18 protein-coding genes and 1 tRNA gene are annotated in these 16,927 nt (G+C 69.2%); 8 read left to right on the top strand and 11 right to left on the bottom strand.

Going from position 1 to position 16,927, the window contains the following annotated elements; all coding sequences use genetic code 11:
- Window positions 1-2: 2 nt before the first annotated feature.
- The 4 genes from Raf01_RS07250 to Raf01_RS07235 are packed head-to-tail and all read right to left on the bottom strand — an operon-like array spanning window position 3 to window position 4,168.
- Window positions 3-1,475: an FtsW/RodA/SpoVE family cell cycle protein gene (locus tag Raf01_RS07250; protein WP_373319490.1), complete on the bottom strand. Its 1,473-nt coding sequence runs from the start codon at window positions 1,473-1,475 to the stop codon at window positions 3-5.
- 18 nt (window positions 1,476-1,493) lie between these two features.
- On the bottom strand, window positions 1,494-2,918 hold the full coding sequence (locus Raf01_RS07245) for a PP2C family protein-serine/threonine phosphatase (protein ID WP_203916929.1): 1,425 nt from the start codon (window positions 2,916-2,918) through the stop codon (window positions 1,494-1,496).
- Window positions 2,915-3,397, bottom strand: a complete 483-nt coding sequence (locus tag Raf01_RS07240; RefSeq protein WP_203916928.1) for an FHA domain-containing protein FhaB/FipA — start codon at window positions 3,395-3,397, stop codon at window positions 2,915-2,917. The genes Raf01_RS07245 and Raf01_RS07240 overlap by 4 nt, the downstream gene beginning before the upstream one ends.
- Before the next feature lie 3 nt (window positions 3,398-3,400).
- Complete coding sequence (locus tag Raf01_RS07235) at window positions 3,401-4,168, bottom strand: FHA domain-containing protein (RefSeq protein WP_203916927.1); 768 nt, start codon at window positions 4,166-4,168, stop codon at window positions 3,401-3,403.
- A 153-nt stretch (window positions 4,169-4,321) separates the two neighbouring features.
- On the opposite strand from Raf01_RS07235, the gene Raf01_RS07230 reads away from it, so the two are divergent.
- The 3 genes from Raf01_RS07230 (at window position 4,322) to Raf01_RS07220 (ending at window position 6,400) form a co-directional block, all read left to right on the top strand.
- Window positions 4,322-4,407, top strand: a tRNA-Leu gene (locus Raf01_RS07230).
- A gap of 128 nt (window positions 4,408-4,535) precedes the next feature.
- Window positions 4,536-5,609: an NAD-dependent epimerase/dehydratase family protein gene (locus tag Raf01_RS07225; protein WP_203916926.1), complete on the top strand. Its 1,074-nt coding sequence runs from the start codon at window positions 4,536-4,538 to the stop codon at window positions 5,607-5,609.
- Window positions 5,606-6,400, top strand: coding sequence for a WecB/TagA/CpsF family glycosyltransferase (locus Raf01_RS07220; protein ID WP_373319482.1), 795 nt, complete (start codon window positions 5,606-5,608; stop codon window positions 6,398-6,400). Before Raf01_RS07225 ends, Raf01_RS07220 begins: the two co-directional genes overlap by 4 nt.
- 67 nt (window positions 6,401-6,467) lie before the next feature.
- On the opposite strand, the gene add is transcribed toward Raf01_RS07220, so the two are convergent.
- The 4 genes from add to Raf01_RS07200 form a co-directional block, all read right to left on the bottom strand.
- Window positions 6,468-7,448 (bottom strand): adenosine deaminase, encoded by a 981-nt coding sequence (gene add, locus Raf01_RS07215; protein WP_203916924.1) that lies wholly within the window; start codon window positions 7,446-7,448, stop codon window positions 6,468-6,470.
- A 99-nt stretch (window positions 7,449-7,547) separates the two neighbouring features.
- Window positions 7,548-7,979, bottom strand: a complete 432-nt coding sequence (locus Raf01_RS07210; protein ID WP_203916923.1) for a hypothetical protein — start codon at window positions 7,977-7,979, stop codon at window positions 7,548-7,550.
- Between the two features lie 179 nt (window positions 7,980-8,158).
- Window positions 8,159-8,383: a DUF397 domain-containing protein gene (locus Raf01_RS07205; RefSeq protein ID WP_203916922.1), complete on the bottom strand. Its 225-nt coding sequence runs from the start codon at window positions 8,381-8,383 to the stop codon at window positions 8,159-8,161.
- On the bottom strand, window positions 8,383-9,228 hold the full coding sequence (locus tag Raf01_RS07200) for a helix-turn-helix domain-containing protein (RefSeq protein WP_203916921.1): 846 nt from the start codon (window positions 9,226-9,228) through the stop codon (window positions 8,383-8,385). Before Raf01_RS07200 ends, Raf01_RS07205 begins: the two co-directional genes overlap by 1 nt.
- Window positions 9,229-9,600: 372 nt before the next feature.
- Between Raf01_RS07200 and Raf01_RS07195 the strand changes: the two genes are divergently transcribed.
- Together Raf01_RS07195 and Raf01_RS07190 are read left to right on the top strand one after the other, a co-directional pair.
- A complete protein-coding gene (locus Raf01_RS07195) occupies window positions 9,601-9,876 on the top strand; it encodes a hypothetical protein (RefSeq protein ID WP_203916920.1) in 276 nt (91 codons plus the stop codon).
- Between the two features lie 606 nt (window positions 9,877-10,482).
- On the top strand, window positions 10,483-10,764 hold the full coding sequence (locus tag Raf01_RS07190; RefSeq protein ID WP_203916919.1) for a hypothetical protein: 282 nt from the start codon (window positions 10,483-10,485) through the stop codon (window positions 10,762-10,764).
- Window positions 10,765-10,791: 27 nt separating this feature from the next.
- On the opposite strand, the gene Raf01_RS07185 is transcribed toward Raf01_RS07190, so the two are convergent.
- On the bottom strand, window positions 10,792-11,778 hold the full coding sequence (locus tag Raf01_RS07185; RefSeq protein WP_203916918.1) for a PASTA domain-containing protein: 987 nt from the start codon (window positions 11,776-11,778) through the stop codon (window positions 10,792-10,794).
- Between the two features lie 90 nt (window positions 11,779-11,868).
- Here Raf01_RS07185 and Raf01_RS07180 point away from each other — a divergent pair, with 90 nt between their 5' ends.
- Window positions 11,869-13,044 carry a hypothetical protein gene (locus Raf01_RS07180; protein ID WP_203916917.1) on the top strand — a complete coding sequence of 392 codons (1,176 nt, stop codon included), beginning with the start codon at window positions 11,869-11,871 and terminating at the stop codon, window positions 13,042-13,044.
- Between the two features lie 15 nt (window positions 13,045-13,059).
- Here the strand turns inward: Raf01_RS07180 and Raf01_RS07175 are convergent, their stop codons facing one another.
- Together Raf01_RS07175 and Raf01_RS07170 are read right to left on the bottom strand one after the other, a co-directional pair.
- Complete coding sequence (locus Raf01_RS07175; protein ID WP_203916916.1) at window positions 13,060-14,538, bottom strand: glutamate-cysteine ligase family protein; 1,479 nt, start codon at window positions 14,536-14,538, stop codon at window positions 13,060-13,062.
- 206 nt (window positions 14,539-14,744) lie between these two features.
- Window positions 14,745-15,332 carry a YceI family protein gene (locus Raf01_RS07170; protein WP_203916915.1) on the bottom strand — a complete coding sequence of 196 codons (588 nt, stop codon included), beginning with the start codon at window positions 15,330-15,332 and terminating at the stop codon, window positions 14,745-14,747.
- Between the two features lie 91 nt (window positions 15,333-15,423).
- Between Raf01_RS07170 and Raf01_RS07165 the strand changes: the two genes are divergently transcribed.
- Both Raf01_RS07165 and Raf01_RS07160 read left to right on the top strand, forming a co-directional pair.
- Window positions 15,424-15,915 (top strand): MarR family winged helix-turn-helix transcriptional regulator, encoded by a 492-nt coding sequence (locus tag Raf01_RS07165; RefSeq protein WP_373319481.1) that lies wholly within the window; start codon window positions 15,424-15,426, stop codon window positions 15,913-15,915.
- Window positions 15,916-16,059: 144 nt separating this feature from the next.
- Window positions 16,060-16,914: an LLM class flavin-dependent oxidoreductase gene (locus Raf01_RS07160; RefSeq protein ID WP_203916913.1), complete on the top strand. Its 855-nt coding sequence runs from the start codon at window positions 16,060-16,062 to the stop codon at window positions 16,912-16,914.
- The last annotated feature ends 13 nt before the right edge of the window (window positions 16,915-16,927 follow it).

Here is a 16,927-nt window from a genome sequence, read left to right as displayed (position 1 = left end):
GCTCACCGGATTATCTCCGTCGTCATCCCCGCCAGCCGTTGCGGCTGACCGGGCGGCATCGGGCTGGAGTTCACCGGGCGCCGGGACGCGTCCGAGATGCGCAACAACAGGCCGATGAGCAGCCAGTTGGCCATCAGGGACGATCCACCGGCGGACAGGAACGGCGTGGTCTGGCCGGTGAGCGGGATCAGCTTCGTGACCCCGCCGACGATCACGAACACCTGAAGTCCCAGGGTGAACGCCAGACCGCCGGCCATCAGCTTGCCGAATGAGTCGCGTACGGCGATTGCGGCACGCAGGCCCCGCACCGTGATGATGAGGTACACCACCAGCAACGCGGTGAGCCCGAACAGGCCGCTCTCTTCGCCGATGCCGGCGAAGATGAAGTCGTTGTTGACGAACGGGACATTACCCGGCTGCCCGGCTCCCGGGCCGGCGCCGAACAGGCCGCCGGTGCCGAGCCCGAGTAGCGACTGGACCAGCTGATAACCGGCGCCGGTCGCGTCGCTGAACGGGTGGAGCCAGATCTCGACCCGCTCGTGGAAGTTGGCGAACGGACCGCCGACCGTGGCACCCAGCTCGTTGGCCAGGAAGGCGCCGCCGATGAACAGCAGCAGACCGATGATCAGCCAGCTGACCCGCTCGGTGGCGATGTACAGGGTGACCACGAACATGCCGAAGTACAGCAGCGCGGTACCCAGGTCCTTCTCGAAGATGAGAACGAGCAGGCTCAGTACCCACACCACCAGCACCGGGCCGAGGTCGCGCCCGCGGGGAAAGTCGATACCCAGAAATCTCCGGCTGGCCAGCGACAGCACCTCGCGCTTGCGCACCAGGTAGTACGCGAAGAACGACAGCAGCAGCAGCTTGGCGAACTCACCCGGCTGGATCTGGAAGAAGCCGCCGAACTTGATCCAGAGCTTGGCCCCGTTGATGCTGGACAGCGAGCTGGGCAGCACCGCCGGGATCATCATCAGCACGAGGCCGACGAACCCGAGGGTGTACGCGTACCGGGACAGCACCCGGTGGTCGCGGACGATCGCGAGGGCCACCGCGGCCACCACGATCGAGACCAGCGTCCACAGCAGCTGCCGGAATCCGAGCCCGGCGAACGCCCCGTAGTGGGCCCGATTCGCCGTGTCGACCTCGCCTAGATCCAGCCGTCGCAGGAACGCCACGCCCAGCCCGTTGAGCAGTGCCACGCACGGCAGGATCGCCGGGTCGGCATATGGCGTCAGCATCCGCACGATGATGTGCGCGGCCACGAACACCAGCGTGAGCAGTGCGGGGATCAGCCAGAACCGGGCGGTGACCCGGCCGATCAGCGCGTCCTCGACGGCCGCCGAGTAGGCCAGCACGATCACCATGGCGGCGAAGATGAGGGCCAGCTCGGTGTTGCGTCGGGTTGATATGCGCGGGTCAGCCGGCGCACTGGGCGTGCTCGGCGTGGCGGGCGCGGTGGGCGCGGTCACGATTCGGGCGATCCCCTGCGATCAGCAGCCACTGCTGCTCGGCGTGACGACAGGATCCGGTGAGGGCGATCCGGAGGTCTGGACAGATGGGTGCGGGCTCGGACTACCGCTGGGGGTCATGTTGGTGGAGCCCGGCGACTCGCCGGAGGTCGGCGCGTCCGGGCTGACCGTCCCCGGGCTGCTCGGGATGACCACGCCGGGACTCGTCGGGGTCACGTCCGGCACCGATGGTGACGGGCAGGCGGCGACCACGTTTCCGTTGGCCGGATCGATCAGGTCGGCGAGCTTGCGCTGCGCGTCCGCCTCGTTGTTGGCCGGGATGCCCTGCTTCACCTTGTCCTGCGCGACCCTGGTCAGGTCACCGACCCGGGTGTCGCTGGACTGGTGCACCTTGGACAGGTGCACACCGGCGATCTGGCCGGGTACGCCCTGGAAGACGGCGACCATCCCGTCGGGCGTCGCGCCGACGTAGTACTGCGACTGACTCCACGTCCAGCCGCCCCAGAGCAGCCCGCCGAGCACCCCCAGTACGACGACGAGCAGCACCGTTGTCCGTACCGGGTGTCGCTTGGGCCGGGGATCCTCCTCCTGGGCCGGCTCCGGCTCCGCCGCGCGGGGCGTCTGGAGAGCCGAGGCGCGGGAGGCGGGCGTGGAGCCCTCGACGTTCTGCACCATCCCGCGATCGCGGGCGGCGGCCCCGCCGACCAGCGGTCGCTGCTCGACGATGTCGCCGTCGGTGACGTCCGCGATGATCACGGTGATGTTGTCCGGGCCGCCGCCGCGCAGCGCCAACTGCACCAGCCGCTCGACGCACTGGCCCGGATCGGAGTACTCCCGCATGCTCTGCGCGATCGTCTCCGCGCTGACCACCGCGGTCAGCCCGTCGCTGCACAGCAGGTACCGGTCGCCCGGCACCGCCTGACGCACCGAATACTCGGGGTCGATGTCGCGGCCGTCGAGCGCACGGGTGAGCAGCGAGCGCTGGGGATGGCTGCTGGCCTCCTCGGCGCTGATCCGCCCCTCGTCCACCAGCATCTGCACGTAGGTGTCGTCCTTGGTTACCTGGACGAACTCGCCTTCGCGCAGCAGGTAGGCGCGGGAGTCGCCGACGTGCACCATCCCGAACTTGCTGCCGGAGAAGAGCATCGCGGTCAGCGTCGTCCCCATGCCCTCCAGGGCCGGGTTGGCGTCGACCGCGTCGCGTAATTGCTGGTTGGCCGTATCCACGGCCGATCGGAGGGCGTCGACCAGGGCATCACCGGGAACATCCTCGTCCAGGGGTGCCATGGCGGCGATGGTTATGTTGCTCGCGACGTCACCGGCGGCCATGCCGCCCATGCCGTCGGCAACGGCAAGCAGCCGCGGCCCGGCGTAGACGGAATCCTGGTTCCCGTCTCTGATCAGGCCGCGGTCACTGCGGGCCGCATAACGCAGGGTGAGGGTCATGGTCGCAACTCAAGGGCAGTGCGGCCGATCCGAATCGGCACGCCGAGGGGCACGGGGGTTGGTCCGGTGACCTTCTCACGATCGAGGTAGGTCCCGTTAGTCGAACCTAGGTCCTCAAGGAGCCACTGTCCCGCCCGGGGTACAAGTCGAGCATGTCGGGCCGACGCGTAGTCATCCGTGATGACGAGAGTAGAGTCCTCGGCGCGACCAATAGTTATTGGATGCTCACCGAGGGTTATTCGGGTGCCGGCGAGTGCTCCAGCCGTTACCACCAGCTGATGCGCCGCCCGTCCGCGCTTGGCCTTCGCTGGCCTACCCCCCACCGCCGTGGCGCCAATCCCCCTAGGCGCCGCGACGAGCCTTGACCGGGAACCCGCGAACAGGTCCCGCCGAACCACTCCGACCACGGTGAATACGAATATCCACAAGAGGACCAGGAAGCCGATCCGGGCGACCGTGAGGACAAGTTCCTGCGGCAAGGTCTAGCCGTCCACGCGGAACGTCAGTGTGGTCGTGCCGAGCTGGATCATGTCGCCGGGATTGAGCGCGACCGCCGAGACCCGCTGGCCGTTGACCATGGTGCCGTTGGTGGAACCGAGATCGGTCAGTACGACCTGGGCGCCGTCGTAGTCGAGGCGGGCGTGTCGGCGCGAGATGCCGACGTCGGGCAGCCGCAGGTTGGCCTGGTCCCCCCGGCCGATGACCGTCGAGCCGATGGACAGCGGGTAGGTCCGCCCGTCGTTGGCGACCAGCCGGACGGCGTGCCCCCCTGGTGGTCCGCTGACCGGGCGGCCCTGCTGCTGGTAGGGCTGGTGGTCATAGGGCGGGTACTGGGGTGGCGGCGGCTGCTCGTAGGACTGCATCGGCGGCACGTCGCCACCGGTGTAGACCTCGGCGGTGACCCGGAACATGCCGGTGTCCAGTCCGTCGCCCCGCTCGATCTCGACGATCACGTCGCCGTAGACCGTCCAGCCCTGCTCGCCGATGAACTCGGCTTGCGACTGGGCGAGTTCCTGGGCGAGCGCGGCGGCGTACGGCGCCAGCCGGCTGTGATCATACGGTGACAGATCAATCACGTAGCGGTTCGGTACCAGAGTGCGCCCGCCGGCCAGGATAGCCTTGTGCGCCTCCGCCTCCCGCTGCATGGCGTTAAGGATCTCCACAGGGTGGACGACACCCTTGAAGACCTTCGCAAAGGCCCCCTCTACTAGGCCCTCTAGACGCTTCTCGAAGCGTTGCAGCACACTCACCGGCTCCTCCTCGGGTTCCGAGGTCTGATGGTATCCGGATGCCGCACGCGCGCACGCGCACCGATCGGTTTGAGTCGTGCTACAGTTTGCCCCGCGCTGCCGCGCGGCCCAAAACGGGGGTTCGAATTCGCCCCTTCTTGGGCGTCAGGCACCGGGGAAGTGGCGGAATGGCAGACGCGCACGGTTCAGGTCCGTGTGCCCGAAAGGGCGTGAGGGTTCAACTCCCTCCTTCCCCACCAATGACGGCCGGCTCAGCGAGCCGGCCGTCTGTCCGTCCGGGCCCGGGTGGCCATTACTCACTGTGGCCGGAAGGACGGAGCGTATGCTCCACAAGTTCCGTAGTCGAGAAGGCAAGGGGTAGTTCGGAGTGAGCGTCGCGCTGGTGACGGGATCCGCCGGTCTGATCGGCTCCGAGGCGGTCCGGCACTTTGCCGGCCTCGGCCTGGACGTGGTCGGCATCGACAACGACATGCGAGCCAAATTCTTCGGCGCCGAGGCGTCCACGGCCTGGAACGTGCTACGGCTGACCAGCGAGCTGGGCGACTCGTACACGCACCACGACGTGGACATCCGCGACCGGGACGGGCTGGCCAAGATCTTCCAGCGGTACGGCAAGGACATCGCCGTCGTGATCCACACGGCCGCGCAGCCGTCCCACGACTGGGCGGTACGCGATCCGTTCACCGACTTCGACGTCAACGCGGGCGGCACGCTCAACGTGCTGCAGAACGTCCGCGAATACAGCATCGACGCTCCGGTGATCCACTGCTCCACCAACAAGGTGTACGGCGACCGGCCCAACTCGCTGCCGTACGTCGAGCTGGACACCCGCTGGGAGATCGAGCCCGGGCACACCTACGAGCAGGGCATCCGCGAAGACATGTCGATCGACTCGTGCCTGCACTCGGTGTTCGGGGCGTCCAAGGTCGCCGCCGACATCATGGTCCAGGAATACGGTCGCTACTTCGGCATGAAGACCGCCTGCTTCCGGGGCGGCACGCTGACCGGCCCGGCCCACTCCGCCACCGAGCTGCACGGATTCCTCGGCTACGTGATGCGGTGCAACATGGAGCGCCGGACGTACAAGATCTTCGGGTACAAGGGCAAGATGGTGCGCGACGCCATCCACAGCCACGACGTGATCTCCGCCTTCGAGGCGTTCTTCCGCAACCCGCGCAGCGCCGCGGTCTACAACCTGGGCGGCGGCCGGCACTCGAACACCTCCCACCTGGAGGCGTTCGCGATCTCCGAGCGCATCACCGGCAAGGAAATGATCACCGAGTACCACGACGCCAACCGGATCGGCGACCACCAGTGGTGGATCGGGTCCAACGCCGCCTTCCAGCACGACTACCCGGACTGGAAGCAAGTCTACGACGTGCCGATGATTCTCACCGAGATCTACGAGGCCAACGTCGACAAGTGGGTTCCGGCCCAGTGAAAAACAGCGTCCTCGGCGTCCTGGTGGACGCGACGACCTACGACGAGGCCGCCGAGGCGGTTCTCGCCGCGGCGCGCGAGGGCCGATCGTTCGCGCTGACCGCGCTGGCTGTGCACGGCGTGATGACGGGCGTGCAGGACAAGGCCCACAACGCCCGGCTCAACGGCTTCGACATGGTGACGCCGGACGGGCAGCCGGTGCGCTGGGCACTGAATTCTCTGTACGGTGCCGGGCTCACCGACCGGGTGTACGGCCCGACGCTGACCCTGAAGGTACTGGAGCGGGCCGCCACCGAAGGGCTGCCCGTCTACCTGTACGGCTCGACGGACGAGACGCTCGACCGGCTCATCCCGAAGCTGCAGGAGATGTTCCCGGCTCTGAAGATCGCCGGCCGGGAGCCGTCCAAGTTCCGCACCGCGCAACCCGGCGAGGACGCCGAGATCGCGTCCCGGATCATCGCGTCCGGGGCCCGGATCGTCCTGGTCGGGCTCGGCTGCCCGCGGCAGGAAATCTTCGCGTACGCGATGCGGCCCCTGTTGCCCATGGCGCAGCTCGCGGTCGGTGCCGCGTTCGACTACCACGCCGGGGGGCTGCGCAAGCCGCCGCCGTGGATGCAGAAGCGGGGCCTGGAGTGGCTGTGGCGCCTGGGTCTGGAGCCACGCCGCCTGTGGAAGCGGTATCTGATTCTCAACCCGGCTTACCTTGCCCGCCTCACCGCGCAAAAGCTGCACCTGTGGAAGGCGACCCCGCCACCGCCCGCCACCGAGCGGCTGGCCACCTTCCCGGTCTGATTCGGTCTTCCCGGTCCGCCCCCGGCCTGCCGGGAGCGATCAGCTCGCTCCCGAGCACCGGGGGCGATCAGCTCCCGAGCACCGGCGGGCCGGCCAGGCGCTGCCGGGTCGTGTCGTCGCACAGCGCACCGGCCAGGCCGGCGGCGTACGCTTCGGCCGGATCGAGACCCAACCGTGACGCGATCTCGTACTCCCGGCCGAGATCGGTGCCGAACATCGCCGGGTCGTCGGTGTTGATGGTGCAGAGCGCACCGGCCTCGTGCAGCGCCGGCAACGGGTGCTCCTCGATCGAGGGCACCACCCCGGTGCGCAGGTTCGAGGTCGGGCAGACGTCGAGCACGATGCCCCGCTCGACGATCTCTTTGAGCAGCTCCTGGTCCTCGACCGCACGGATGCCGTGCCGGATCCTGGCCGGGTTGAACGTGAGGATCTCTCGGATCGAGTCCGGCCCGGCCGCCTCGCCGGCGTGCGGTACGGGCGCCAGGCCGCCGTCCCGGGCGATGTCGAACGCCCGACGGTACGGCTCCGCCGGCATCCCGGCCTCCATGCCGCCCAGTCCGAAGCCGACCACTCCACGATCCGCGTACCGGACGGCGACCCGCGCCGACTCCTCCGCGATCTCCGGATCCAGTCCCCGCCGCAGGTCGGGGGTGAACCGGACGACCACGCCGCTGCGCTCGTACGCCTCGACGGCGCCCTCGCAGTATCCAGTGAAGATTTCGTCCCAACCGATCCCGCGCTCGAACCGCTCGGCGGGCGAGAAGATGCCCTCCAGGTACACCGCGCCGAAGCTGGCCGCCTCGGCGGCGTAGTCCACGACGACCCGACGGAAGTCGTCGGCGGTGCGCAGGCAATTCGTCGTCAGGATCCAGACGTCGATGAAGTGCGCGAAGTTCGTGAACTCGTAGAGCTTCTCCAGCCCGGCCACGGAATCAGCGGGCAACGACTCGCCGTTGCGCCGGGCGATCTCCAACAGCGTCGCTGGCCGGATCGTGCCCTCAAGGTGCACGTGCAGTTCGATCTTGGGTACCGCGGGCGATTCGCTCACCCGCTCAGCTTCCCAGAAATGGTCGCGCCGGTCGCGTACGCGTGGTGCGGCGCACGTCACCGGGACGCCTGGGGCCGCTCGCCCCTGGATGGTCTCGGCTCAGCGACGCCCGACGGTCGCGTCGTTCTGTACGTAGAGCAGTTCGAGGATCGCGCGGGTCGCTTCGAACCAGCGGTCCAACCAGGCCGCGCTGGGCATGACACCCTTCGGCGGCAACTCCATCAGCAGCCCACGCAGCAGCGGGTGGTCGGCCAGGGCGCCGGGTGGCATGTCCATCCAGCCGGTCGGCGGGAAGACCGGTTCGGCGAGCTTGTCCAGCTCGCCCAGTGACATCGTCGGCTGCGTGGGCAGCGGGGTGTCCATCACCGAACCGAGCGAGCCGGCTCGCTCCTCGGCCAGGCTCACCGGAGCGGTACCGGTGGGGATCCCGCCGGGTTCGCGGCGGGCGGCACCGCGGTAGTCCAACTGGCCGGCGAAGCGGTCCTCACCGCTCGACGCGCCGTTGTTCACGTTCTCGGACACGTTCTGCATACCTATCGCCTGCCTCTGTCTGCGTTTCTGCACCGCCATGACGCCTCCTGCGGCGAGGTGACCCGGCGAACGCCGTGCCGCCCGGTTCAACGAGGCTGCCTCCGTGCGGCGACGGTTTCGCGCCAAGACCTGCGGAAACGACGAGGGGCGCCCGTCCGTCCGGGCACCCCTCGGCCGTGTCATAGGTCGAATTCGCCGTCCTTGGCGCCGCCGACGAAGGCGTCCCACTCGGCCTGGGTGAAGATCAGCGCTGGCCCGTCGGGGTTCTTCGAATCGCGTACCGCGATCGCGTCGTCGATGAAGGCGACTTCGACGCAGTTATCGCAGTTGGGGCCGCTGGCCGAGCTCTTGCGCCAGGCGGCACGGCTCAGGTCGACCCGGAGCCCCTTGGTCTCGATCTCCATCACAGCTCCTTTACCCGCGCGGCGATGAACGCGACTGACTCCTCCGGAGGCATCGCGGTCGCCCGCAAATGATCGAATATGTAGTGGTAGCGCTGAAGCTCCTCGTCCTTTTCCAGGAACAAGCCTCCAGCTGCATTCTCCGCAAAAACGACGTCGGGGTCGGCCGGTTCGTCGTATCCGAGGATGGTGAATGATCCTTCCATTGCCACATGCGCGCCGGCCGAGAAGGGCAGCACCTGGATGGTCACGTTCGGGCGAGCAGACGACCGCACCAGGTGATTGAGTTGTTCGCGCATCACTGCGGAACCCCCTACCAGGCGGTAAAAGATCGTCTCGTCCAACACGACCCAGAGATCCAGCGGATCATCCTGTACCAACAACGACTGGCGGGCCATCCGGACGTGCACCCGCCGATCGACCTCGGTCTCACTCCTGCCGGGGCCGCCGGCCTGGAGCATGTTCCGAGCGTAGGTTTCGGTCTGAAGAAGACCCGGGATCACCTGCACCTCGTACGACCGGATCGACGAGGCGGCCGCCTCCAACCCCACGTACGCGCCGGTCAGCACCGTCCCGTACAGGTGCCACCAGCCCTTCTGCCGGGCGTCCCGGGCGACCTGGACCAGCTCGTCGGCGGCGGGCCCGCGCAGGCCGTAGACGGCCAGCATGTCCCGGACGTCTCTGGGGGTCACCCCGGTGTGGCCGGTCTCGATGCGGGAAATCTTCGACGACGAGCACTCCAGCCGGTCGGCGACCATCTCGATGGTCAGCCCGGATGCTTCCCGTAACCGGCGTAGCTCAAGACCGAGGCGGCGGCGGCCGACGGTCGGGCTGCGGCGGACACTCACGGTTCACCTCCCGCCGCGAGGGCGGACTTGAGACGGCAACGGCGACACAGGAGCCCCTCGTAGGCCCGCCGGAACCGGCGAGGAAAGGGTGGGTGGTAGGCGGACGACGGTCGGGGCCAGGACCCAGGGTTCGCCAGGGCCGGCCCACTAAAGATCGAACCGCGTTACTGCCACCACGGTAGAAGCGAAAGGCACGCCATGCAACTTGCATTGATCACTAGTTGAGGTGCAGGCTGTCGATATGGCGCGGTTGACCGGGCTAGCCGGAAAGATCCCGTGGTCGTTCCGGAACCACGCCACCATGCGGGGGATCCACGCGACCATTCGGTGGCCATTATCCACCGGCGCTCTTGGTACCGGACAGGAGTCTATATGTTGCCCCGTTCTGGCGACGTGCTGCGCGTGACTCGCGCGGCAAGTGTCCAGTTCACCTCCCCGCTACTCTTCCGGGTAATCAGGGTTCATGACTGGGCCACCTATGACGGCTGGTGCTGGCTCGACGGATACGAGCTGGACAGCTCAGGCGACGCCGTGGAACGGCGCACCATCTTCGTGCAGCTCGACGGCCTGCAGCGGGCAACGGTCGGACCGATGCCTCCCCGGTACCGGATCGGCAGCCAGCGCCAGGTCCGCTCCTCCGTAACGTAAACGCGCCTCACGATCCGCCACACCGCCATAGGATCGAAGACACCTGCTGGTTTCACCCTGGCGTGACCCGTACCCCGACATCCTCGGGAGACGGTGTCCATGCTCAACGCCGATCCTGCCCGCCTGCTACCCGCCATCGCCGGTGCCCTGCTCAGCGCCGGTGCCCTGGCCGGCACGGCGAGCGCCAGCGGCGCCGGCACGCGGTTGGTTCCGCCTCCGGCCGTCGCGGCGGCGGCGACCACCCTCGTAACCGCACGACCTGCCGAACTTCTCAGACCGGCTGACCCGCTCGGGCCGGGCGAGCCGCTCAGCCCCGCTGACCTGCTCAGACCTGCCGACCTGCTCAGACCCGCCGAGCGGGTGAGGCAGGCGCCGCCGTCGGAGTCCCCTCCACCTGGCGCGGCGCCACCGGCCGCGTTCCCGCCGGTCGCACCGCCATCAGCCGCGTTCCCGCCGCTCGCCCCGCCACCACCGACGTTCCCGGCTGCACCGGCGACACCCTGGCCAGGGGCTGGACAGCCAGGGGCCGGACAGCCAGGGATCGGTCCGTCCTGGGTCGGGCAGCCGTGGGTCGGGCAGTCCTGGGTCGGGGAGCCGCGGTACCCCGTGCCGGACCACCCGCCCGGTCCGACCCCGCCGTACCCGGGTCCGGCCGGAGCGGCGGCGAACCAGCCGCCCGGCCGGCAGCAGCCGTCGCAGTCCCCGCAGCCGTCCGGTGCCTGGTCGCTGCCCGCATCACTGGCGCCGGCATGGCAGGCCGCCTCCGAACCGATGATCGTCGGGCCGCCGGCCTACCTGCCCGCGGTGCTCATCGCCTCCGGCCTGTTCAGCCTGCTCGTCGCCGGTACCGGCCTGATCGTCGTCACCCGGCTCCGCCGGCAGTGGTGACCCGCCGGCCGTGCCGCCTTCCGGTGGTCAGGACACCGACGGGCTCGGCAACGGCAGCGAGGGGCTGGGCGACGGTGGTGGTGGCGGCGAGGGCGACGGGGCCGAGGCGACCATCAGGGTCACGGTGCTCCCGACCGGTACCTGAGTGCCGGCGGCCGGCTGCGTTCCCAGCACCGTACCCGGAGGCAGCGTATTGTCCGGCGTCTGCTGCTGCTGGACGACGAGGCCCAGCCCGGTCAGCAGCTGCTGCGCCTCGTCGGCCGCCACGCCACGCAGCGACGGGAGGTTCACCAGGGACGGCGACGGGCTGACGGATGGACTGAGCGACGGGCTGGGCGACGGGACCGGACTCGGCGAGAAGGCGCTCGGGCTGCCGGTCGGGCTCGTCACCGGGGCCGGACCTCCGCGGTCGCCGCGGAAGCCCAGCCAGAGGCCGAGCCCCAGCAGGGCCAGCAGGATCAGGACGATGATGCTGACCAGGATGGGCATCCACCAGGCCCCGCCGCGGGTCTCCTCGACCTCGACCCACTCCGGCTGCTGGGGCGGCTGGCCGCCGGCCGGCGGCACCCCGGCCCGCGCCGCCCACCGCCGCGTCGGATCGTTGTCGCCGCCGCCCGGCGGCAGGATCGACGTCGCGTTCGGATCCAGCGGCGGCAGGGCACTCGTCTCCTCGGCGGCCGCCGGGTGGATCTGGGTCTCGTCCTCGCCGAACCAGGGATCTTGCGCCTCACCGCCGAACACGTCGCCGGTCGACCCGCCGGGTGGCTCGCCGGCCGAACCGCTCGGGCCGCCGGCCTGCCACGGCGCCGACGACTCCTCCCACGGTCCGGCGGGCCGCTCCCATGGCCCGGCCGACTCGCCCCACACCCCGCTCGGCTGTTCGGGGGTGGGCTGGTCCGCCCCCGCCGGCCCGTCCGGATCGGGTGTCCCCGACGTCGGCGGCCAGGAGGAGCCCTCCGGTCGCTCGCCGGCTCCCTGCTCGCCCGATTCGGACCGGTCTGAATCATCGACCACAGAACCATCTCATCATGCCGGCGCCGCACCGCCGGCCAACCTCGCCTGCTGGGCTCGCTCGCTTCGGGGGTTCGGGTTAGGCTGCGCGGCATGGCCACACGTGGCTGGGGAGGATCGGTCGCGCTCGCGATCGGCGTTGCCGCTGGCAGTGCCGCCGCGCAGCTCGGCCTGGGCTATGGCCTGGGCATCCTCGCCTGGACGTCAGCGACCGACACCACCGGCGTGGATACCTGGCTCGCCAGCCTCGCCTGGACGACCTGGATAGCGGCGACGTCGACGGTGCTCGGCGCCGTCACCGCCGACCGGCTGTCCTCCGCCCGGACCGCCTCCGCCCCGGTGGGCCGCCGCTCCACAGTGGACGACGCGGCGCGGTCCGGAATGATCGCGACGACCGCGTGGCGCCTGGCGATCGCGCTGACCGCGGCGCTCGGCGGCCTGATCACGGTGCCGCTGGTCGCGGTACCGGCCCGGGCCGCACACCGGCCCGACACGTTCTCGCCGCAGACGATCGCCGGGGGCTACGCCATCGTCGGCGTCGTGGTCGGCCTGCTGGTGGCGCTCGCGGTGCTGTCCTCGCGGGCCGTCGCGGCGAATGTCGTGTCCACCACCGCCTGGCTGTGGGCGCTGGCCGTGGTGTCCGCGCTGTACGGTGCCGGCCGGCACGGGCAGACGTCGGCCCAACTCGCGGTGTGGCGGTTCGGCGGCAAGTACTTCATGCAGAAGATCTTCTCGTTACCCGGCGCGGCGCAGATGATGGGCGCCGCGCTGGTCATCGGCGTACTCGCGGCGCTGCCGGCCGGCCGGCGCGGCGACAACCGGGTCGGGGTGGCGATCTCCGGCGCGACGGGGCCGCTGATGGTCGCGGCGGCATACTTCCTGGCCGCCCCGAAGCTGGTCGGTGTCCGGGCCGATGAGCAGCTGTCCGCGTACCTGATCGCGCCGTACGCGGTGATCGCCGGACTTGCCGGTTCGGTCCTGCTCTCTGGCCTGATCGCGCACCGCGAGCAGCGCCGGGCGGCCGAGGCCGGCGTCACGCTGCCGCTCCAGCCGGGACCGCCGTCGATGGGCGATCCGGTCGACGAGGGGTACTCGCAGCTGGGCGACTATCCGATCGAAGGCGTCCCGGCCCTGGTCGCCGCGCCCACGGCCGAACTGCCGGTAGCCGGCCGGTCGCCGGCCTGGTCGGGCGAGACCGACGAGGTCACCGCGCAGACGGCCGGCACGGTCACCGAGGCGAGACCGGCCAGGGGCAAGGGCCGTCGCTGACCTCGGTCCCGGGACTCAGTCCAGCGGCCAGGTGTGCACCGGCGCGTTGCCGGCGAACAGTTCGGCGTACCGGCGAAGCATCTCGCGCAGCGCGGCCGGCCGGTCCAGTCCCCGGTCCTGTTCGAGGTGCTCCACTGTGGATGTCTGCCAGGACGCGCCGTTGATGCCGGTGCGGCACCTGCCCTCGATGATGCCGAGCAGCCGGTCGCGGATGTATGACGGCACACCGAACCGGGCGAGCCCGTCGTGCGCCAGCGGCAACAGCCAGTCCAGCACGAGGCTGGTCGCCGGCAGTGCACCGAGCCGTGGCCAGAACAGTTCGGCGGACAGCCCGTCCCGGGCGGCGGCGTGGAAGTTTTCCTCGGCCCGGCCGAAGGTCAGCTCCTCCCACAGTGGACGATCGGCCTCGGCCAGCGCCCGGACCAGCCCGAAGTACAGCGCGGCGTTGGCCAGCAGGTCGAGTACGGTCGGCCCGGCCGGCAGCACCCGGTTCTCCACGCGCAGGTGCGGGCGGCCGTTCATGATGTCGTAGACCGGCCGGTTCCACCGGTAGATGGTGCCGTTGTGTAAGCGCAGCTCTGACAACTGAGGTACTCCACCGGAGTGCAGCACCTCGACCGGATCCTCGTCGTCGAGCGCCGGTAACAGGGCCGGGAAGTAGCGGACGTTCTCCTCGAACAGGTCGAAGATCGAGGTGATCCAGCGTTCGCCGAACCACACCCGCGGGCGTACCCCCTGGGTCTTCAGCTCTTCCGGACGGGTGTCCGTGGCCTGCTCGAACAGCGCGATCCGGGTCTCCGCCCAGAGCCGCTTGCCAAACAGGAACGGGGAGTTCGCGCCGACGGCCAGCTGCACCGCGGCGACCGCCTGGGACGCGTTCCAGTGGCTGGCGAAGTCGTCCGGTGCCACCTGGAGGTGGAACTGCGCGCTGGTGCACGCGGCCTCGGGCGCGATCGAGTCGGTGATCAGATGCAGGTGCTCCGCGCCCTGGATGTCCAGGATGAAGGACTCACCCCGGGCGCTGGCCAGCTGCTCGTTGAGCACCCGGTAGCGGGAGTCGGTGGACATGTTGTCGAGCACCGCGTGACGCTGCATGATCGTCGGCAGGATGCCGATCAGGATCACCCGGGCATCGGCCTTCGCCGCCCGGTCCTCGGCTCGGGCCAGCCGGGTGGTCAGCTCGTCCTCATACTGTTCGAACCCGGTGCCGGCGAGCAACCGTGGCTCTCCGTTGATTTCCAGGTTGAACTGCCCGAGTTCCGTCTGGAACGAGGGATCGCCCAGGTCGGCGAGCACCTCGGCGTTGCGCATCGCCGGTGCGCCGTCCTTGTCGATCAGGTTGAGTTCCAGCTCCAGCCCGGTCATCGGCCGATCCCCGTCGAACCGGGAGTCGTTGAGCATCAGGGCGAAGACATCAAGACACTGGCGCACTTTGTAGCGGAACCGCACGCGGTCCTCACGCGTGAACCTGGAGAGGGACACATCCTTGCCCATGGGTCCTTCCCGTCCAGCTTCGGTTGCGGCTGCGTGAGCACGCGGCAGCGCACTGCAATGAATCTCCACGTTATGTGGGGTCAGGCCCTTGAGGCTAGGGACAAAGCAGGCGTGTTGAAAGCGCTATGTGAGGGAAACCGCACGGTAGGTATGACATTGGCCCCCACCTCGTGAGTGGGGGCCAATGGAGCGAAAACGGGGCAGGATCAGTCCTCCCGGACCGCCTCGCCCTCGATCTCGATCTTGATGTTCTTGCTGATCATCACACCGCCGGTCTCCAGCGCCATGTTGTAGGTCAGCCCGAACGCCTCACGATCGATCTCGGCCGTCGCGCTGAACCCGAAAACGATCTTGCCGTACGGGCTGGTGGTGACGCCCTCCAGCTCGACATTCAGGTCAACCGGGACGGTCACGTCCTTGATGGTCAGCTCACCGGTGACGGTGAACTCGTTGCCGTTGAACGACTTCACGCCGGTACTGCGGTACTCCAGGGTGGGGTACTTCTCCGCCTCCAGGAAGTCGCCGCTCCTCAGGTGGCCGTCCCGCTGCTCCTGGCGGGTGGTGATGCTCGCCGCCTGGATGGTCGCGGTAACCGAGGACTCCAGCGGGTTCTCAGCGACGGTGATGGTCGCGGTCGCCTCGTCGAAACCACCGCGGACCTTGCTCACCATCAGGTGACGGGCAACGAAGCCCACCCGCTTGTGGGCCGGGTCGAGCGTGTACGTGCCGGGCACCGGGATCTGAACCCCGTTGTAGTCCCGGGACGCGAGTGGTGAGCTGGTGGTGTCGGTCATCGGAGGTCCTTCCAAAGTATGCGGTCTACCAGATGTCTGCCGGAACAACTATAGACCCGTCAATTATTTCCGTGTCAAGCTCTGATAGGATATGGGCGTGAGCAAGGATCTGGTAAAGGACGAACGGATCACGGCGATCGGCCTGCTGAGCGAGGTGTTCGACGGGCTCAGCGCTCAGTTCTCTGGACAGATCGCCGAGCACGGCCTCGCCCTGATCGAGTTCGAAGTGTTGATCAGGTTGGCCCGTTCGCCCGAGCGCCAGCTGAGGATGACCGACCTTTCCGCCCAGACCAGCCTCACCACCAGTGGCGTCACCCGGGTCGTCGACCGGCTCGAACGCGACGGCCTGGTCTGCCGCACCGCGTGCCCGACCGACCGGCGCAGCTCCTACGCGGTGCTCACGGAGGCGGGCCGGGAAAGGCTGGACGCCGTCCTGCCCGGTCACCTGACGGTGATCGACCGCTGGTTCACCGGCCTGCTCACCCCCGACCAGTTGGCGTCGATGATGGCCAGCCTGCGGATCATCCGGGACGCGGTGCGTCCCGGTGCTACCGCTGGCGTGGGGGCGACAACACCCGCCTGAGCGCAGCCGGAGCCGGGTTGTGGCGGAGGCGAGCACAGGCCGTCGCAGCTCAATCCCGGAGGCGAGCACAGGCCGACCCAGCTCAAGCCCGGAGACGAGCACAAGGCCGCGAGAACACTGCCTGACTGGGCCTAAGGTGCGGAGATGAAGTACGGATTCATCCTTCCCTGGGGCGATGCCCGTACCGCCGCCGACCTGGCCTCCCTCGCCGAAACGCACGGCTGGGACGGATTCTTCGTATGGGAACCGGTCTGGGGCATCGACGCCTGGGTCGCCCTGAGCGCTGCGGCCATGGTCACCTCACATATCCGTCTCGGTACGTTGCTCACTCCGCTGCCGCGCCGCCGGCCCTGGGATCTCGCCGGTCAGACCGCGACCCTGGACAATCTGAGCGGCGGCCGGCTGATCCTGTCGGTCGGGCTGGGCGCCACGGACGCCAACTGGCTCGCGTTCGAACCCGATCCCGGCCGGCGTACCCGCGCCGAACTGCTCGACGAGGGGCTGGACGTACTGACCGGACTGTGGGCCGGCCAGCCGTTCGAGTACCAGGGCCGGCATTACCGGGTCAGCCCCACCGATCACAACTCGCCACCGCCACCGGTACAGCAGCCGCGCATCCCGATCTGGGTGGTCGGCGGCTGGCCGTCGACGAAGTCGATGCGCAGGGCGGCGCGGTACGACGGGTGGCTCCCAAACGCGATCGTCAGCGGGTCGGCCGGCCCACCCACCCCGGAGCAGGTACGGGCGGGGACATCCTGGATCCGCGACTTCCGTACGGTCGAGGGGCTGGCGGTCGACGGGTACGAAGTGATCTGCGAGGGCACCACGCCGGCGGACGATGCCGGTACCGCCGCCCGGATCGTCGAACCATGGCGGGAGGCCGGCGGCACCTGGTGGTTGGAGGCGGACTGGTCCCAACCCAGGCAGTCCGTGCGCGACTATGCCGAGCAGCGGCTCGCCGCCGGCCCACCACGCCACCCCGATCCGGATTCCCGCTGACCGGCCCGGCCCG

It is taken from the genome of Rugosimonospora africana (assembly GCF_016862975.1).
GTDB classification, from domain to species: domain Bacteria; phylum Actinomycetota; class Actinomycetes; order Mycobacteriales; family Micromonosporaceae; genus Rugosimonospora; species Rugosimonospora africana.
This window is presented reverse-complemented; position numbering and strand designations above follow the sequence as displayed.

What these genes read in the sequence shown, in the direction of transcription:
- Raf01_RS07245 (WP_203916929.1), bottom strand. Translation starts at nt 2,918, where the DNA reads ATGACCCTCACCCTGCGTTATGCGGCCCGCAGTGACCGCGGCCTGATC.
- Raf01_RS07210 (WP_203916923.1), bottom strand. Translation starts at nt 7,979, where the DNA reads ATGCAGAACGTGTCCGAGAACGTGAACAACGGCGCGTCGAGCGGTGAG.
- Raf01_RS07205 (WP_203916922.1), bottom strand. Translation starts at nt 8,383, where the DNA reads ATGGAGATCGAGACCAAGGGGCTCCGGGTCGACCTGAGCCGTGCCGCC.
- Raf01_RS07195 (WP_203916920.1), top strand. Translation starts at nt 9,601, where the DNA reads ATGTTGCCCCGTTCTGGCGACGTGCTGCGCGTGACTCGCGCGGCAAGT.
- Raf01_RS07180 (WP_203916917.1), top strand. Translation starts at nt 11,869, where the DNA reads ATGGCCACACGTGGCTGGGGAGGATCGGTCGCGCTCGCGATCGGCGTT.
- Raf01_RS07175 (WP_203916916.1), bottom strand. Translation starts at nt 14,538, where the DNA reads ATGGGCAAGGATGTGTCCCTCTCCAGGTTCACGCGTGAGGACCGCGTG.
- Raf01_RS07170 (WP_203916915.1), bottom strand. Translation starts at nt 15,332, where the DNA reads ATGACCGACACCACCAGCTCACCACTCGCGTCCCGGGACTACAACGGG.
- Raf01_RS07165 (WP_373319481.1), top strand. Translation starts at nt 15,424, where the DNA reads ATGGGCGTGAGCAAGGATCTGGTAAAGGACGAACGGATCACGGCGATC.
- Raf01_RS07160 (WP_203916913.1), top strand. Translation starts at nt 16,060, where the DNA reads ATGAAGTACGGATTCATCCTTCCCTGGGGCGATGCCCGTACCGCCGCC.